Origin of the sequence: Hymenobacter polaris (assembly GCF_012927305.1) — a bacterium.
GTDB classification, from domain to species: Bacteria; Bacteroidota; Bacteroidia; order Cytophagales; family Hymenobacteraceae; genus Hymenobacter; species Hymenobacter polaris.
The window spans coordinates 2377659-2393266 of the sequence record NZ_JABBGH010000001.1; the positions used below are offsets into that span (position 1 = coordinate 2377659).

The window sequence follows — 15608 nt, forward strand, 5'->3', positions numbered from 1 at the left end:
GCTCAGCCGCTTTTTAAGCTGAAACCGGTTTGCTTATTACGTTATATTCTGCGCTTTCCGCTCTTCCCACGCTTACCCAATGTCTGACCGTATGGACGACCGTCTCAAGCAATCTGCCGCCCGCGCTGCCGCCGCCTTTCAGGGCGTGCGTGGGGTGCGCGTGCCCGTGCCCGCCTCGCCCACCGGCAAGCTACCGCCCCAGCGCCTCGAAATGGAAGCGGCCGTGCTCGGCGCCCTCATGCTCGAGAAGGATGCCCTCACCACGGTTATCGACATTCTGAAGCCGCACAGCTTCTACAAAGACGGCCACCAGCGTATTTACAAGGCCATCAACAACTTGTTTGATAAGTCGGAGCCCATCGACCAGCTTACGGTGGTGCAGGAGCTACGCGAGATGGGCGAGCTGGAAGGCGCCGGCGGCGTGGGCTACGTGGCGGGCCTCACCATGCACATCAACTCGGCCGCCCACGTCGAGTCGCACGCCCGCAAAATCCTGGAGGCCGCCATCAAGCGCGAGTTGATTCGCAACGCCAGCGACGTGCTGCGCGACGCCTACGAGGACACGATGGACGTGTTTGAGCTGCTCGACTCCACCGAGAAAGCCATCTTCCAAATTTCGGAAGACAACATGCGCAAGGGCGTGGACAGCATGGCCGACTTGATGGTGAAAGCCATTAAGGAGCTGGAGGAAAAGAAGCACCAGAAGGACGGCCTGACCGGCGTGCCCAGCGGCTTCGCCGCCCTCGACCGCGTGACGAGCGGTTGGCAACCATCTGACCTGGTGATTATTGCGGCTAGGCCGGGCATGGGCAAAACTGCTTTCGTGGTGTCGGCCATGCGCAATGCGGCGGTGGACTTCAAAAAGCCAGTGGCCATTTTCTCGCTCGAAATGTCGTCGCTGCAGCTCGTCAACCGTCTGATTTCGGCCGAGGCGGAGCTGGATTCGGAGAAGATTAAGAAGGGTAACCTGGCCGACTACGAGTGGCAGCAGCTCAACCACAAGATTTCGTCGCTCTCGACGGCCCCTATTTTCATTGATGATACGCCCGCGCTCAGCATTCGGGAGCTGCGGGCCAAGTGCCGCCGCCTCAAGTCGCAGCACGATATCCAGATGATTATCATCGACTACCTGCAGCTGATGAGCGGCGGCGAGCCAGGCCGGCCGGGCGGCAACCGTGAGCAGGAAATCGCCAGCATCTCGCGGGCACTCAAGGGCCTGGCCAAGGAGCTGAACGTGCCGGTGCTGGCCCTCTCGCAGCTCTCGCGCTCGGTGGAAACGCGCGGTGGCGACAAGAAGCCCCAGCTGAGTGACCTGCGCGAATCGGGCTCCATCGAGCAGGACGCCGATATGGTGGTGTTCCTGTACCGCCCAGAGTACTACAAGATTACCGAGGATGAAATGGGCAACCCCACCCAGGGCATGGGCGAGGTCATCATTGCCAAGCACCGCAATGGCTCACTCGAAACCGTGCAACTCAAGTTCATCGGCCGCTTCACCAAGTTTGCCGACCTCGACGGCTTCGACGGGGGCGGCGGCTTCGGCGACAGCTCGTACACGCCCGGCGGGCTACCCAGCAGCAGTTTCGACAACGAAGGCGGCGCGGGCGGCGACGCGGCCAGCTACGGCGCCCCGCAAACCATCCGCCTGGGCTCGCGCATGAACGAGCCCACCCAAGCGCTGCCTAAGGGCAACAGCTTCGAGGAGCCGCCGTTTTAAGGCTCTCAGCCGAAGAAAAAGAGAACGTCATGCTGAGCTTGCCGAAGCATCTCTACCACGTAAGTAATTCTAAACACTAGGATTACTTGCGCGGTAGAGATGCTTCGGCAAGCTCAGCATGACGTGCTGTTTTAAGCATTTACCCTAACAATCATGTCCCTACCCGACCTCCCGCCTACCCTACCCTGGCTGTGCCTGGCGGCCCTAGGGGCGGGCCTGGTCGATAGCATGGTGGGTGGGGGCAGCCTCATTCAGCTGCCGGCGCTGCTGCTCCTGCTGCCGAAGGTGCCGGTGCCTACGCTGCTGGGTACGGGCAAGGTAGCCAGCCTCGCGGGCACGGCGGTATCGGCGGCGCGCTACTTGCGGGGGCTGCGGGGCGTGCCCATTCGCTGGCGCGCGGTGGCCGTTACGGCGGTGGTGGCGGGCTGCTTTGCGCTGCTGGGCGCCCGCGCCGTGAGCGGCCTCAGCAAAGAGCTGGTGAAGCCGCTGGTGCTGGCGCTGCTAGTGCTGATGGCCGCCTACACATTTTGGCGCAAAGACTTTGGCAGCCTGCACGCCCCGCGCCTGCACGGCCGCGCCGAACTGCTGGCGGGCACGGCCCTAGGGGTTAGCCTGGGGTTTTACGACGGCTTTTTCGGGCCGGGCAGCGGCAGCCTGCTGCTGTTTGCCTTCGTGGGGCTGTTTGGCTACGATTTCGTGGCGGCCTCGGCATCGGCCAAAATCGTGAACGTGGCTACCAACGTGGCCGGCCTCAGCTACTTCGTGGCTACCCGGCAGGTGCTGCCCGAAATTGCGCTGCCCATGGCCGCCTGCAACGCGCTGGGTTCGGGGCTGGGCACGCAGCTGGCCCTGCGCTACGGCACGGGCTTCGTGCGGGTGCTGTTCCTGGGGGTGGTGAGCGTGTTTATTGGCAAGCTGGGCTGGGAGGTGTGGCGCGCGGCCTGAGGTAGCCAGACATAAGCCGAACGTCATGCTGAGTTTGCCGAAGCATCTCTGCCGCTTCGTTGGGTTAGTGACCCTAGACGGCGTGGGAGAGATGCTTCGCGGAGCTCAGCATGACGTTCTTTTTAGTTGTTTATAACCGGTTGAGTCAACCAATTGCTCAGAAGCGGTAGGCTATTGTAGTCAGGAACTGGCGGGGCGGGACGGGGTTGATGCTGTAACGGTCGTGCACCAGAAAGTTCAGCTCGTTGGTGATATTGCTGAGCTTGGCCAGGATGGAAAAGTGCTGGTAGCTGTAACCTACCGACAAATCGACGGTCGTGAAGCCGCTCAGGGTGATAAGGCGGCTGTAGTTGCCGGTTTGGCCCACGGTGTTGTTGTTGCCTCCTAGGCGCTGGCCGGTGTAAAAAGCCGAGGCCCCCAGCTTCAGGCCGCGCAGGCCGGGCTGGTCGAAGGTGTAGAAGATAGAGGCGTTGGCGGTGTGGGCCGGGTTATTGGTGAGGCGCTCGCCGCTCACGGGGCTGCCCACGGTGGTGCCGGCGTTGGTGTAGCGGGCGTAGTTGTAGGCGTAGCCGGTGTTGAAGTAGAAGTTCTTGGTGAAGCTGCCGCTCACGTCGATGTCCACGCCGTCGCTGGTGGTTTCGCCGGTCAGCTCCTTGATATTGGTGTTGCCGTTGGGCTTGCCAAACTGGTCGAAAGGTGCAATTTGGGCAAAGTTGTTGTTCACGTAGCGGTACACCGTAGCGTTGGCAAACAAGCGGCTGCCAAACAATTCGCTCTTCACGCCCACCTCGTACTGGTCAACAATAGAGGGCGACAGGTTTTGGAGGTAGATGTCGGTGCCAGTGTTAATCAAGAAGTTGTTGGCGTAGCTCCCGTAGAACGACAGCATGGGCAGGGGCTGGAAGATAAGCGCGCCCTTCGGCGACCAAGCCTTGTCTACCTTATCCAAGGCCACGCCGGGGCGCGTGCGCTGCTTATCGTAGTTCTCAATGCTGGTTTGCTGCGTTTTCTGCCACGAGTAGCGCACGCCGGCCAGCACTTTCAGCATGGGCGTAATGGTGATTAAATCCTGCACGTAGCCCCCGAAGCGATACGAGGGCGAGGTAGTGCGCGCCGTGTCCAGGATGGTGGGCACGTCGAAGCGCTCGGCGTATTTCGAGCGGTCGAGCAGGTTAATCTTATCGTAGGCCGGGCCAATCTTACCCGTGGCATCCTGGTACTTGAAGGTGGCGCTGGTGCTGGTAATGCGTAGCGCATCGGCGCCCACCAGCAGCTGGTGCCCTAGGAAGCCGGTGTCAAACTTGCCGTTCAGGTTCAGCTGGCCGTTCCAGTCGCGCTCGCTGGTGTTTACCGCGCTCAGGGTGCGGGTGTAGTCACCGTTGGCCGCAATGGCATTGTTGGGCACGGCCGCCCCAAAGCCGTGCACGCGGGTATCCTGCACGCCCGCAATGGCGCTCAGCCGCCACTGGTCCGTGAAGCGGTGGTTGAGCACCGCCGAGCCGCTGGCCTGGTCGGTCACGTTGTAGGCCCAGGCCGTGTTGATGTAGCGCGAGCGCGGCGTATTGGGCAGTAGCTGCGACTCGGCATTGAGGTTGATGATGCCCACGCCCGCGTCGGGCGTAATGTCGGAGCGCAGGTAGTCGCCCTGCACCAGCAGGTCGGTTTTCTCACCAAACTTGTAGAGCAGCGAGGGGTTCACGTACAGGCGCTTCGAGGTCACCACATCGCGGTAGCTCTGGGCGTTTTCGTAGGTGCCCACCACCCGGAAAGCCAGGTTTTTAGTGAGCGGCCCGTACACGTCGATAATGGGCTTGTAGAAGTTGTAGCTGCCGGCGCGCATTTCTACCGAGCCGCCCCACTCGTAGCGCGGCTTCTTGGTTACCATATTGATAATCAAGCCGCCCGACACGTTGCCGTAGAGCAGGGCCGCCGCTCCCTTCAGCACCTCTACCGACTCTAGGGTGCTCGCATCAGGAAAGCCCTGAGTGTTGGAAAGCAGCCCGTTTTTGAAAATGCTGCCGCCCGCCCCGCCCACGCCGATGCTGGAGCCGCGGGCCGAGAACGTTTCGGCCACGCCGCCGCGCTGCTGGGTCAGCGACACGCCGCTTACGTTGCGCAGCGCGTCGCCGAGGCGGTTAATCTGCTGGTCGGCAAGCACGGTGCTGCTCACCACGCCAATGCTCTGGGGCAGGTCGAGCGGCGCGATGTCGGCCTTGCTGGCCGAGGCCGGACGGTTAATCACGCTAGTGCCCGTCACGATTACCTCGCTCAGGTCGGCGGCGCTTTCGGTGAGGGCAAAATCGGCCCTAGTGGCTTGCCCGGCCACCACCGTCACAGTTTGCTGCTGCGGCTGCAGGCCCACAAACGATACTTGCAGCAAGTGGGTGCCCGGCTCTACCCCCGTTAGCACGAAGGTGCCGTCCTCGGCCGTGTTGGCGCCCTTGCCGAGCTTGGCAATGCCCACGCTCACAAACGCCGCGGGCTGCCCGTCGCTGGTTTTAATCACCCCACGGATGGTGCCGGTGCCGCGCCGCGAACGGCTGGCGGCTGGCTCTGGCGTGGTGACTTGGGCGTAGCTGGCTAGGGGCAGCGCGGTGGCCGCTAGCAAAACGGGCAGTAGAAGTTGGCGCATCGGTTTTTATTTAGACTAATTCAAATCTGGCGCAAAATTCATCGCTTATCTGGAATTTTTCCAAATAGATTGTTTAGAAAAGTTCCAAATTAGTACTTGCCCATATGTAATCTCATCGGCTTCAATTAATTACGTCGAAGCGATTTGCCACCAACTGGCCTGCCCACAGCAACCCATTGCTGGCAGTAAGCCCTTTTTGCCGCTACCGAGCTAGCGCCAGGCCGTGGCGCCCACGAGCCCCTAGGGCGGGTAGGCCAGCAAAAGCCTTTCAAAACATGCAGTAGCGGCGCCTTGTTGCTGGCAGCGAAGCGCGTCCATTTTTACCTTTTCCCATGAGAATTCCCAACCACCTTATTCTGAACGTGGCCGACGGCACCCAGCTGCACGCCTACACGGCCTTCCCGGCGCATACCGACCTGGCGCCCGGCATCATTCTCTTTCAGGAAGCCTTTGGGGTAAACCAACACATCCGCAACGTGGCCGACCGGCTGGCCGCTGCGGGCTACGTGGTAGTGGCGCCCGAGCTGTTTCACCGCACCGCCGCGCCGGGTTTCGAAATTGCCTACGACGACTTTCCGAGCGCCGCGCCGCACTATCGGGCCATTACCGCCGAGGGCCTGGCCCAGGATGCGCAGGCGGCCTACGACTGGCTACTAAGCCAGGAGCAGGTGCAAAACGATAAAATCGGGGCCATCGGCTTTTGCCTGGGGGGCCAGGTTGCCTTCGTGGCCAATGCCACGCTGCCGCTGCAAGCGGCCGTGTCGTACTACGGCGGGGGCCTGCACCACTACGCGGGCCTGGCCCCCGATTTGCACGCGCCGCACCTATTCTTTTGGGGCGGGCTCGACGAGCATATTTCCAAAGAGCAGCGCGAGCAGATAGTAGCGGCCGTGGAGGCGGCCGGCAAGCCCTACCTCAATACTATCATCTCCTACGCCGACCACGGCTTCCACTGCGACGAGCGCTCGAGCTACAACCCCGATGCCGCCGCCGAGGCCTGGGCGCTAACGCTGGCTTTTTTCGAGAATAAGCTAGGTTAAGTAGCTTTAAGCATACCCTTGGGCACTTGCCATACCTAGGAGGTAGCGCCTATTTGCTGACCAGCCCGGCGCAGGCATTCCTCAATGCCGTGAAAGAAGGGATTTAGCAACTGGGCCTGCTTAAAATCCGCCAAGGCCGCAGCGAAATCATCTTGTTCAAGGTAGTAGAGACCCCGGTTGCGGTAGCCATAAACTTCGGTTGGACTGAGCGTCAAGCTATGCGTAATATCAGCTAATGCTTTAGCTGAGTGGCCTAGCCGCAACCACGCCAACCCCCGGTTGGCGTAGGCATAAGCCAACTCTATTTCAAGGGCAATGGCGTGGTCAAAATCGGCTAAGGCTGCTTCTTGCTGGCCCAGTAGACTGCGCGTATAGCCCCGGCTGTTGTAAGCGGCATAGTACGGAGCTGGCTGCGTAAGAAGCTGCTTATAGATGGCCAAAGCCTCCGTATATCGACCCTGCCACGCTAATAAATTAGCGCGGATAAGGAGGTCTTCGTCGGTAAAATCCTGGGCAAGTTCCTGTTCGAGGCGCTGGCTACTGGCTAATGCGGCATCCAACTGACCGCTTAGCCAATAGCTATTCAGCAGGTTACGCAGTATCCAAGCTTCGAGCGGGGACTGTTGAGCTAGGATTACATATAGCTGAGCACATTCGGCGTAGCGGCCGGCTTCGGCATGTTGCTGCGCCTGCGCCGCTAGGCGATATTGCTGGCGATGGCGCAAATAATGCCGTATCTGTGCTCCATCATTCAAGACCTCGCGGCCATTGGCCAATTTTACTTGGTTACCCCGAAGCAAATTGGTCAGCATACTCCAAAAAGCAAGAAAAGCAGTTAGAAACAGAGGAAGCCGCCACCAGCCGTTGGGGTATTGCATACTTATGTAGAAGCCTAGCCCACTCACGAGCATCGGCAAGACGGGGCCAGCCAGCAAAATCAAGATATTTTGCCAGGCGCTCGCTACTGGCTCGTGCTGGCAATAGCCGCCACTACGGCGCCACAGCCGGGGATTCAGGTGCAAGTACAAGCGCAGCCGCCCTAGCCGCAACTGCCGGCTGGGTGCTGCGAGCCCATATGACCCTACATAAGCCTCTACTGGCCCGGTGGTGATAGCTAGTGCTGCTATAGCGTGCCCCAGTTCGTGCAGCAGAGTAATGAGATAGTAGCATATAGCCAGTGCTACTGGATACGCCAATAGGCACGCCGCAGCGAGTAACAGGTCCATACTTGACTGCTTAGGTGATTACCAGCAAAGATGAGGTCAGCACCGAAGACCTACAAACACCTGAGCCGTGCAACCTTTCGGGCCCTAAATGCATACAGAGGAGCATGAAGTCTTCCCACCAAAAATCGTCTTCCTCGTGGCTGTGGCTGGCCGGCCTGAGCGCGGCTGCCATTGCTACCTCCGTGTGGCGCAACCGCCGCGGCTCGTATGAGCTTACCGGGCGCACCGTGCTCATTACCGGCGGCTCTAGGGGCCTAGGGCTGGTGCTGGCCCGCCGCGCCGTAGCCGAAGGTGCCCGCGTGGCCATTTGCGCCCGCGACGAGGAAGAGCTGGACCGCGCCCGGCGCGACCTGCTGCGCTACGGCGGCCCCAATGCCCAGGTGCTGGCGCTAGCCCGCGACTTAATTAACCCGCTGGAAGTAAAGGCCCTGGTGCAGGAAGTAGAGCAGCAGCTAGGCAGCATCGACGTGCTGGTAAACAATGCCGGCGTGATTGTGGGCGGTCCGCTCGAAAATATGGACGCCCGCGATTTTGAGGACGCCATGAACACGCACTTCTGGGCGCCCTTCCACACCATGCAGGCCGTGCTACCGGGCATGAAGCAGCGCGGCGAGGGCCGCATCGTCAATATTTCGTCGCTGGGGGGCAAGGTGGCCATTCCGCACCTCTCGGCCTACAGCGCCAGCAAGTTTGCGCTGGTAGGCTTGTCCGAAGGCTTCCGGGCCGAGCTAAGTCAGTACGGCATTTACGTGACGACCGTGTGCCCCGGCCTGCTGCGCACCGGCAGCGCCGAAAACGCCGATGTGAAGGGCCAGCACGAAAAGGAGTACGCCTGGTTTGCCATTGCCGACGCGCTGCCCGGCTTCACGATGAGCGCCGAGCAAGCCGCCCGCCGCATTTGGAACTCGATGCGCCGCGGCGACGCCGAGCTGATTCTATCGCTGCCGGCCAAGCTGCTGGCGGGCTTCCACGGCCTGGCCCCCGGCACCACTACCGACATCCTGGCCTGGGTAAACCGCGCCCTGCCCGCCACCGGCGAGAGCGCCATTGCTAACGAGCGCCGCAAAGGCTACGAGGTCGAAACTCCGCTCACCAAGTCGTTCCTCACCAAGCTCAACCGCGACGAGGCCGCCCGCAACAACGAAAACTAAGCAGCCAGCGAAAACTGCCCATACCAGTGCCCTAGGCCGTAGCAACCGCTCGCCTAGGGCATGGCGCGCTAACCCAATAACTGCTACTACGCAGCTGCCCGGCCCTTAGCCGCCAGGGCGAGCCCTAGGGGGACGAGCATAACCAACGCATTGCCACCGAGCTTAGTAAGCCTTACTTTCGGCCCTTAACTCCGTGCGCTAGCCGGGGCTTGCTTGTGAATTTATGCACGATACGCTACTGCTCTGCCTGGGCTTGCTGCTGGCCGTGTGCCTGCTAGTGGGTTTAAGCCAACGCCTGCGGGTGGCCTACCCTATTCTGCTGGTGCTGGGGGGCCTAGGGCTCAGCTTGCTGCCCGGCCTGCCCCTGGTTCGCATTAACCCGGATTTGATTTTTCTGGTTTTCCTGCCTCCGCTGCTTTACGAAGCGGCCTGGACCACATCGTGGAAGGATTTCTGGCGCTGGCGGCGGGTAATTCTATTTTTTGCCTTCGGCATGGTGCTGCTCACGGCGGCTTGCGTGGCGCTAGCAGCGCGGGCGTTTATTCCGGGTTGCACGTTGGCGCTGGGCTTCGTGCTGGGCGGCATCGTGTCGCCCACCGATGCCGTGGCCGCTACTTCCATTATGCGTAGCATGGGTTTGCCGCGCCGGTTGCTGGCTATTTTGGAAGGCGAGAGCCTGGTAAACGACGCCAGCGGCCTGGTAGTCATCCGGTTTGCGACGATGGCGGTGGTATCTGGCACCTTTGTGTGGCACCAGGCGGCCATGGGACTAGTACTGATGACGGGCGTGGGCATAGCGGTGGGCCTAGGGGTAGCGGGGGGCTTCTACGCCATTCACCGCTGGCTGCGCCCGGCGGCCAACCTCACCACCGTGCTCACCCTAACGGCGCCCTACTTGATGTACGTGCTGGCCGAGGGGGCCCACGGCTCGGGGGTGCTGGCCGTGGTGAGCGGCGGGCTGTTCCTATCTTATCATAGCCACACCGTCTTTTCGGCCACCGCCCGGCAGCAGGCCTACAGCACCTGGAACACCCTAGGCTTCGTATTCAACGGCGCCGTGTTCATGCTCATCGGGTTGGAGCTGCCCGAAGTGGTAGCCGGCCTCGACGGCACCTCGCGCTGGCAGGCCGTAGAGTACGGCCTGCTTATCAGCGCCGTTATTATTGGGGTGCGGCTGGTAGCGGCCCTGGCAGGCTCACCGTTCAGCACCTTTATGAGCCGCTTCATCACGGTAGCCGACGACCACCCCGGCTGGCGCGGCCCGCTAGTGGCCGGCTACTCGGGTATGCGCGGGGTGGTGTCGCTGGCCGCGGCGCTGGCCATCCCGCTGCTGGGCGCGGGCGGGCAGCCGTTCCCACTGCGCAACCTTCTCATTTTTATCACCTTCGTGGTTATTTTGGTCACGCTGGTCGGCCAGGGCCTCACGCTGCCGCTGCTCATCCGCTGGGTGGGCGGCGTGGAGGACCGCGACCACCTGCGCCCGGCCGCCGAGCAGCACCGCGCGCTGCAGCAGCTGCTGGCTCAAGAGTCGCTCACCGAGCTAGCCCAGCGCTACGACGGCCAGGCGCCCGCCAACGAGCTGCTCGACTTGCTTCAACACCACTACGAGTTGGCTGCCCACGCCGACGGCTCGCCCACTGCCGCCGATACCATAAGCGGCTACAACGCCGTACTGGCCGAGCTGCTGCGCACGCAGCGCCAGCGCCTCATGCAGCTACGCCAGCAAAATGAGTACGACGACGAAGTAATTCGCCAGCTGGAAAACGAGCTAGATTTGAAGGAGGAACTGGCGGCCTCGGTACTGCCTAGGGACACGGCGGCGCGGGAGTAGTGCGGGCGTTCGCCCCCCCCCGGCCCCCTCTCCCCAGGGAGAGGGGGCCGGGGGGGGGTACTCCGCTAGAACAAGTTATACAACTGCGCCAGCGGCAGCGTCTGCGCCGGCTCGCAGGTCAAATGCACGCCGTCCACCGTCACGCGGTACGTCTCCGGGTCCACCTCGATGTTGGGCAGGTAGTCATTAAGCGCCATGTCTTTTTTACCGACGCTGCGGCAGCCCTGTACCGGCAGCACCCGCTTGCTGAGGCCGTAGCCGGCTACTGTTTCCAGCGAGGCGCCCGATACGAAGGCGACCGAGCACGGCCCCACGGCCTGGCCATACGACCCGAACATAGGGCGCGAGAACGAGGGCTGCGGCGTGGGGATGGAGGCGTTGGGGTCGCCCATCTGGGCCTGCACGATGACGCCGCCCTTAAGCACCATCTCGGGCCTGGAGCCGAATAGGGCTGGCTTCCAGAGCACGAGGTCGGCCAGCTTGCCCAGCTCGATGGAGCCGATTTCGGCAGCCATGCCGTGGGCGCGGGCGGGGTTGATGGTGTACTTGGCCACGTAGCGGCGGGCGCGGAAGTTGTCGTGCGGGCGGCGGGCGGCGGCATCCTCGGGCAGGGGGCCGCGCTGCCGGCGCATTTTGTGGGCCGTTTGCCAGGTGCGGGTGATGACCTCGCCCACCCGGCCCATGGCCTGCGAGTCGGACGAGATGATGCTCAGCGCGCCCATGTCGTGCAGGATGTCTTCGGCGGCGATGGTTTCGGGGCGGATGCGGCTCTCGGCAAAGGCCACGTCCTCGGGGATGTTCTTGTCGAGGTGGTGGCACACGAGCAGCATGTCGAGGTGCTCGTCCAGGGTGTTCACCGTGTAGGGCCGCGTGGGGTTGGTGCTGGAGGGAATGACGTTCGGCTCGCCGCAAATCTTGATGATGTCGGGGGCGTGGCCGCCGCCCGCGCCTTCGGTGTGGTACGAGTGGATGGTGCGGCCCTTGAAGGCAGCCACCGAGTTTTCCACGAAGCCGCTCTCGTTGAGCGTATCGGTGTGGATGCACACCTGCACGTCGTGCTGCTCGGCCACGGCCAGGCACTGGTCGATGGCGGCCGGCGTGGTGCCCCAGTCCTCGTGCAGCTTGAAGCCCAGCGCCCCGGCTTGCAGCTGCTCGGCCAGCCCCTCGGGCCGCGAGGTGTTGCCCTTGCCCAGGAAGCCGAAGTTCATCGGGAAGGCATCGGTGGCCTTGAGCATCATCTCGATGTAGAACGCGCCCGGCGTGCAGGTGGTGGCCGTGGTGCCGGCGGCCGGCCCGGTGCCGCCGCCCACCATCGTGGTCACGCCCGAGGCCAGCGCCTCGCCAAGCTGCTGGGGGCAAATGAAGTGGATGTGGCAGTCGATGCCGCCCGCCGTGAGGATGTGCCCCTCGCCGGCCACCACCTCCGTGGTTACGCCCACCACCATGCCCGGCGTAATGCCCGGCATGATGTGCGGGTTGCCGGCCTTGCCCAGCCCCACGATGCGCCCGCCCTTGATGCCCACGTCGGCCTTGTAGATGCCCGTGTAGTCGAGCACCAGCGCGTTGGTAATCAGCAGGTCCAGGGCCTCGGCGGGGCCGATGCCGGCCGCCTGCCCCATGCCGTCGCGCAGGGTTTTGCCCCCGCCGAACTTGCATTCCTCGCCGTACACGCAGTAGTCGCGCTCGACCTCAATCAGCAAATCGGTATCGCCCAGGCGCACCCGGTCGCCGGTAGTGGGGCCGTACATGGCGGCATACGCCTGGCGGGAAAGGGGGAGGGACATAGTATTAATCGGGATGCGTTGTGTAAATTATCTGGTTGATTTTATTGCCTGAGAATGTAATATCAAGCTCGTAAAACCCAGCGGTATCCTCTATCTTAATCTTGTTTGAAGCTCGGTATTTTTTTGGAATAAGTGCGCTTTTCTCTTGCAAGAGGAAGGGAATCAAGCTTGCAATAGCAGCAGCGTTAGTGAATTTGCAGCTGTATATAAATTGCTTTCCACCTACTTTGGCATTACCCGTTTTGTAGTATTTGATGGTATTGCCAGAGGAAGCAAACGTTACAAAACGCTCACCCTCTCCTAGTTGCTGAACTTTCTTGCTGAAGCCGTGTGGCTCAATTTCTAGATTAAGTCGGGTGACTTCTAGGGTGAATTTTTCAATGGTCTTGTAATCTTCTATGGCCAAAGGATTAGTAGATAAAACTCTTTGGCCAAAAGCAGAGGTCGCAACCACATAAAGTATAGTTGTTGAGAAGGTGAGTTTCATAGGTGAATCAGTTGAGGAGTGAAAACCTCAGTTACCCCAGCTTCCCCAGCGCCTGCTGCTTGCCGGCTTCATCCAGGGGGCCGCTGGTCCAGCCGTTGCCGCCGTACACGCGGCGCTCGCCGGCTAGGGCTACCAGTTGCACGCGCTTGCGCTCGCCCGGCTCGAAGCGCACCGCCGTGCCGGCCGGGATGTTGAGCCGGTAGCCGAAGGCCGCCGCCCGGTCGAAGTCCAGGCCGGGGTTGGTTTCGAAGAAGGGGTAGTGCGAGCCGACCTGCACCGGCCGGTCGCCCCGGTTGAGCACTTCCAGCTCGATTACCGCGCGGTTTTCGTTGAGGATGAGGTCGCCCTCGGCCAGCAGGTACTCGCCGGGCACGGGGGCGGGCGGGGCGGGCGCGGGGGTGGCGGCCGGGCGGCTGAGGCCGCTGCCGTAGAGGGCCAGCTCGGGGCGGCCGTGCTCGCGGCAGATGGGCTGGTGCACGGTCACGAGCTTGGTGCCGTCGGGGAAGGTGCCTTCTACCTGCACCTCGGGCAGCAGCTCGGCCACCCCGTCGAGCACATCGACGAACCCTAGGAGCTGCTTGCCCTTGTCCATGAGCGCGGCCACCGACTCGCCGTCGCGGATAAACTCCAGCAGCTGGGTGGCGAGTAGGGCGGCGGCCTCGGGGTAGTTGAGGCGCAGGCCGCGGGCGTAGCGCTTCTGCGCCACCACGCCGGCCTGGTGCAGTACCAGCTTGTCGAGGTCTTTGGGGGTAAGGTGCATGGCAGCCTGGGGGGTGTAGGGCACTAATGTAGGCGGCGGGGTAGCAAATCCCAAGGCGCGCCGACCCGGCCGGAGGCAAGTTGCGTATGCTAGCCCCGCCCGGCTACTACCGGCCGGGCCCGCCGCTATGTCTGCTTCGCTGCTTGCCTGCCTGCGCGCGTTTGGCCCCATTCCGCTGGCCGACGAGGCCCCGCTGCTGGCCGCCTGGCACCCGCGCCCGGCCGGCGAGGGCGAGTGGCTGACGGCCCCCAATACCGTATGCGAGGAACTGTTTTTCGTGGTGCAAGGGGTATTGCGCATCACCGACGGCACGGGCCCGCGCGAAACCACGCACGCATTTCGCACCCAGGGCCAGCTATGCACGCTGCTGGCCAGCTTCGAGCGGCAGGAGCCCAGCCCGTTGCGCATCCAGGCCGCGTGCCCGGCGCAGGTGCTGGCCATCAGCCACGCCCGGCTAGCGGCGCTTAGCCAGCAGTTGCCCTACCTGCCCGCGCTGCTGCAGCGCCTCATCCAGCACGAACTGCTGGCGAAGCTGACCTTGCAGCGCGCCTACCTCGGCCAAGATGCTGCCGCCCGTTACCGCACTCTGCTGGCGCGGCAGCCCGAAGTGGCTCGGCAGGTACCCCAGCGCATGTTGGCCTCCTACCTGGGCATCACCCCGCAGTCGTTGAGCCGGTTGCGGCGGGCGGGGTAGCCCCACCCCCAGCCCCTCCCCTGCGGGGGAGGGGAGCCTGACGCTAGCGACCGCAAGGCTTGTGCCGCGGCTCCCCTGCCCCACAGGGGAGGGGCCGGGGGTGGGGCTGCTTTTTACCATTTGGTAACGCCCCCGCCCGCCACCTTTGCCGCGCATCAACCCCTATGAAGTCGCTGCATGAAAGCTGCTGTGCTACGGGCGTTTAACACGCCGCTGGTACTCAAAGAATTGCCCGACCCGCAGCCCGGCGCGGGCGAGGCCGTGGTGGACGTGGTGGCCGCCCCAGTCATCTCCTACATGAATGAGGTACTGAGCGGCGCCCGCCAATACCCTCTGCTGCTGCCGCTGGCCCCTGGCATCGGCGCCATTGGCCGGGTGCGGGCGGTAGGCCCCGACGCCACCCGCCTCCAGCCCGGCGACTGGGTGCTCTGCGACCCCACCGTGCGCGCCCGCGACGAGGCCACCGCCCCCGACATTATGCTGCAAGGCCTGATTGCGCCCTCGCCCGGCGCTCAGCGCCTGCAAGCGCACTTCCGCCACGGCGCCTTCGCCGAGCAAATCCTGGTGCCCCTCGAAAACGCCCTGCCCCTAGGGCCCATCGACGCCGCGGAGGCCGGCCGCCTGGCCGCCGCCATGAGCACGATGCTGGTGCCCTACGGTGGCCTGCTGGCGGCTGGCCTGCGTGCCGGCGAAACCGTGCTCATCAGCGGAGCTACCGGCCACTACGGCAGCGCCGGCGTGGCCGTGGCGCTGGCCATGGGCGCCGCCCACGTGGTAGCGCCCGGCCGCAACGAGGCCGTACTAGCCGAACTGGTGCGCCGCCACGGCCCGCGCGTGGTGCCCGTCGTGCTCACCGGCGACCAGGCCACCGACACTGCCCGCATGCAGCAGGCCGCCGGCCCCCTCGACAAGGTGCTCGACATCCTGTCCCCGCTGCCCGACGCCGCGCCCGCCCAGGCCGCCGTAATGGCCGTGCGCCCCCGTGGCACCGCCGTGCTGATGGGCGGCCTGCGCGTGGGCCTCACCCTCAATTACGCCCACCTGATGCGCCACTCCATCACCGTGATGGGCCAGTACATGTATTCGCCCGATGCCCCCGCCCGCCTGCTGGCCCTCGTGCGCGCCGGCCTGCTCCCGCTCGATGGCTTGGACGTGCGCAGCTTCCCCCTGGCGCAAGCCAACGAGGCGGTGGCCTACGCCGCTACCACCGGCCCCTTCGGCTACACGGTACTTACGCCCTAGGCTACGGCGGACACCAAATAGGTGCTAATTGAAACGCCCCGGCCGCTAATCGGTCGGGGCGTTTGGTATGCATAGTAGAGTGGAAGGCGGGGTAATAAA

12 protein-coding genes are annotated in these 15608 nt (G+C 63.2%); 7 read left to right on the plus strand and 5 right to left on the minus strand.

The annotated features are described in order from the left end of the window. Positions 1-79 precede the first annotated feature (79 nt). Positions 80-1717: a replicative DNA helicase gene (gene dnaB, locus HHL22_RS10010; protein WP_206680703.1), complete on the plus strand. Its 1638-nt coding sequence runs from the start codon at positions 80-82 to the stop codon at positions 1715-1717. A 153-nt stretch (positions 1718-1870) separates the two neighbouring features. Continuing rightward, entirely contained in the window at positions 1871-2662 is a 792-nt protein-coding gene (locus HHL22_RS10015) for a sulfite exporter TauE/SafE family protein (protein WP_169530835.1), read from the plus strand. 157 nt (positions 2663-2819) lie between these two features. Here the strand turns inward: HHL22_RS10015 and HHL22_RS10020 are convergent, their stop codons facing one another. Beyond that, complete coding sequence (locus tag HHL22_RS10020; RefSeq protein ID WP_169530836.1) at positions 2820-5294, minus strand: TonB-dependent receptor; 2475 nt, start codon at positions 5292-5294, stop codon at positions 2820-2822. Positions 5295-5626: 332 nt separating this feature from the next. On the opposite strand from HHL22_RS10020, the gene HHL22_RS10025 reads away from it, so the two are divergent. Then, on the plus strand, positions 5627-6334 hold the full coding sequence (locus HHL22_RS10025; RefSeq protein WP_169530837.1) for a dienelactone hydrolase family protein: 708 nt from the start codon (positions 5627-5629) through the stop codon (positions 6332-6334). Positions 6335-6369: 35 nt separating this feature from the next. Here HHL22_RS10025 and HHL22_RS10030 read toward each other — a convergent pair whose 3' ends face one another. Further along, entirely contained in the window at positions 6370-7212 is an 843-nt protein-coding gene (locus HHL22_RS10030; RefSeq protein WP_169530838.1) for a tetratricopeptide repeat protein, read from the minus strand. A 452-nt stretch (positions 7213-7664) separates the two neighbouring features. On the opposite strand from HHL22_RS10030, the gene HHL22_RS10035 reads away from it, so the two are divergent. Together HHL22_RS10035 and HHL22_RS10040 are read left to right on the plus strand one after the other, a co-directional pair. After that, positions 7665-8711: an SDR family NAD(P)-dependent oxidoreductase gene (locus tag HHL22_RS10035; protein ID WP_169530839.1), complete on the plus strand. Its 1047-nt coding sequence runs from the start codon at positions 7665-7667 to the stop codon at positions 8709-8711. A 223-nt stretch (positions 8712-8934) separates the two neighbouring features. Continuing rightward, positions 8935-10542, plus strand: coding sequence for a Na+/H+ antiporter (locus HHL22_RS10040; protein WP_169530840.1), 1608 nt, complete (start codon positions 8935-8937; stop codon positions 10540-10542). A 65-nt stretch (positions 10543-10607) separates the two neighbouring features. On the opposite strand, the gene ureC is transcribed toward HHL22_RS10040, so the two are convergent. Genes ureC through HHL22_RS10055 form a run of 3 tightly spaced genes read right to left on the minus strand, consistent with a single transcriptional unit; the run spans position 10608 to position 13573 of the window. Continuing rightward, positions 10608-12326, minus strand: coding sequence for an urease subunit alpha (gene ureC, locus HHL22_RS10045; protein WP_169530841.1), 1719 nt, complete (start codon positions 12324-12326; stop codon positions 10608-10610). A gap of 4 nt (positions 12327-12330) precedes the next feature. Beyond that, a complete protein-coding gene (locus HHL22_RS10050) occupies positions 12331-12813 on the minus strand; it encodes a hypothetical protein (protein WP_169530842.1) in 483 nt (160 codons plus the stop codon). Positions 12814-12844: 31 nt separating this feature from the next. Beyond that, positions 12845-13573, minus strand: a complete 729-nt coding sequence (locus tag HHL22_RS10055; protein ID WP_169530843.1) for an urease subunit beta — start codon at positions 13571-13573, stop codon at positions 12845-12847. A gap of 127 nt (positions 13574-13700) precedes the next feature. On the opposite strand from HHL22_RS10055, the gene HHL22_RS10060 reads away from it, so the two are divergent. After that, entirely contained in the window at positions 13701-14267 is a 567-nt protein-coding gene (locus tag HHL22_RS10060; protein ID WP_169530844.1) for a Crp/Fnr family transcriptional regulator, read from the plus strand. A gap of 177 nt (positions 14268-14444) precedes the next feature. Beyond that, positions 14445-15509, plus strand: coding sequence for a zinc-binding dehydrogenase (locus HHL22_RS10065; protein WP_169530845.1), 1065 nt, complete (start codon positions 14445-14447; stop codon positions 15507-15509). Positions 15510-15608: the final 99 nt, after the last annotated feature.

Excerpts from the sequence above, each read along its gene's own strand:
- dnaB (WP_206680703.1), top strand. The coding sequence starts at position 80 with ATGTCTGACCGTATGGACGACCGTCTCAAGCAATCTGCCGCCCGCGCT.
- HHL22_RS10015 (WP_169530835.1), top strand. The coding sequence starts at position 1,871 with ATGTCCCTACCCGACCTCCCGCCTACCCTACCCTGGCTGTGCCTGGCG.
- HHL22_RS10020 (WP_169530836.1), bottom strand. The coding sequence starts at position 5,294 with ATGCGCCAACTTCTACTGCCCGTTTTGCTAGCGGCCACCGCGCTGCCC.
- HHL22_RS10025 (WP_169530837.1), top strand. The coding sequence starts at position 5,627 with ATGAGAATTCCCAACCACCTTATTCTGAACGTGGCCGACGGCACCCAG.
- HHL22_RS10030 (WP_169530838.1), bottom strand. The coding sequence starts at position 7,212 with ATGCAATACCCCAACGGCTGGTGGCGGCTTCCTCTGTTTCTAACTGCT.
- HHL22_RS10035 (WP_169530839.1), top strand. The coding sequence starts at position 7,665 with ATGAAGTCTTCCCACCAAAAATCGTCTTCCTCGTGGCTGTGGCTGGCC.
- HHL22_RS10040 (WP_169530840.1), top strand. The coding sequence starts at position 8,935 with ATGCACGATACGCTACTGCTCTGCCTGGGCTTGCTGCTGGCCGTGTGC.
- ureC (WP_169530841.1), bottom strand. The coding sequence starts at position 12,326 with ATGTCCCTCCCCCTTTCCCGCCAGGCGTATGCCGCCATGTACGGCCCC.
- HHL22_RS10050 (WP_169530842.1), bottom strand. The coding sequence starts at position 12,813 with ATGAAACTCACCTTCTCAACAACTATACTTTATGTGGTTGCGACCTCT.
- HHL22_RS10055 (WP_169530843.1), bottom strand. The coding sequence starts at position 13,573 with ATGCACCTTACCCCCAAAGACCTCGACAAGCTGGTACTGCACCAGGCC.
- HHL22_RS10060 (WP_169530844.1), top strand. The coding sequence starts at position 13,701 with ATGTCTGCTTCGCTGCTTGCCTGCCTGCGCGCGTTTGGCCCCATTCCG.
- HHL22_RS10065 (WP_169530845.1), top strand. The coding sequence starts at position 14,445 with ATGAAAGCTGCTGTGCTACGGGCGTTTAACACGCCGCTGGTACTCAAA.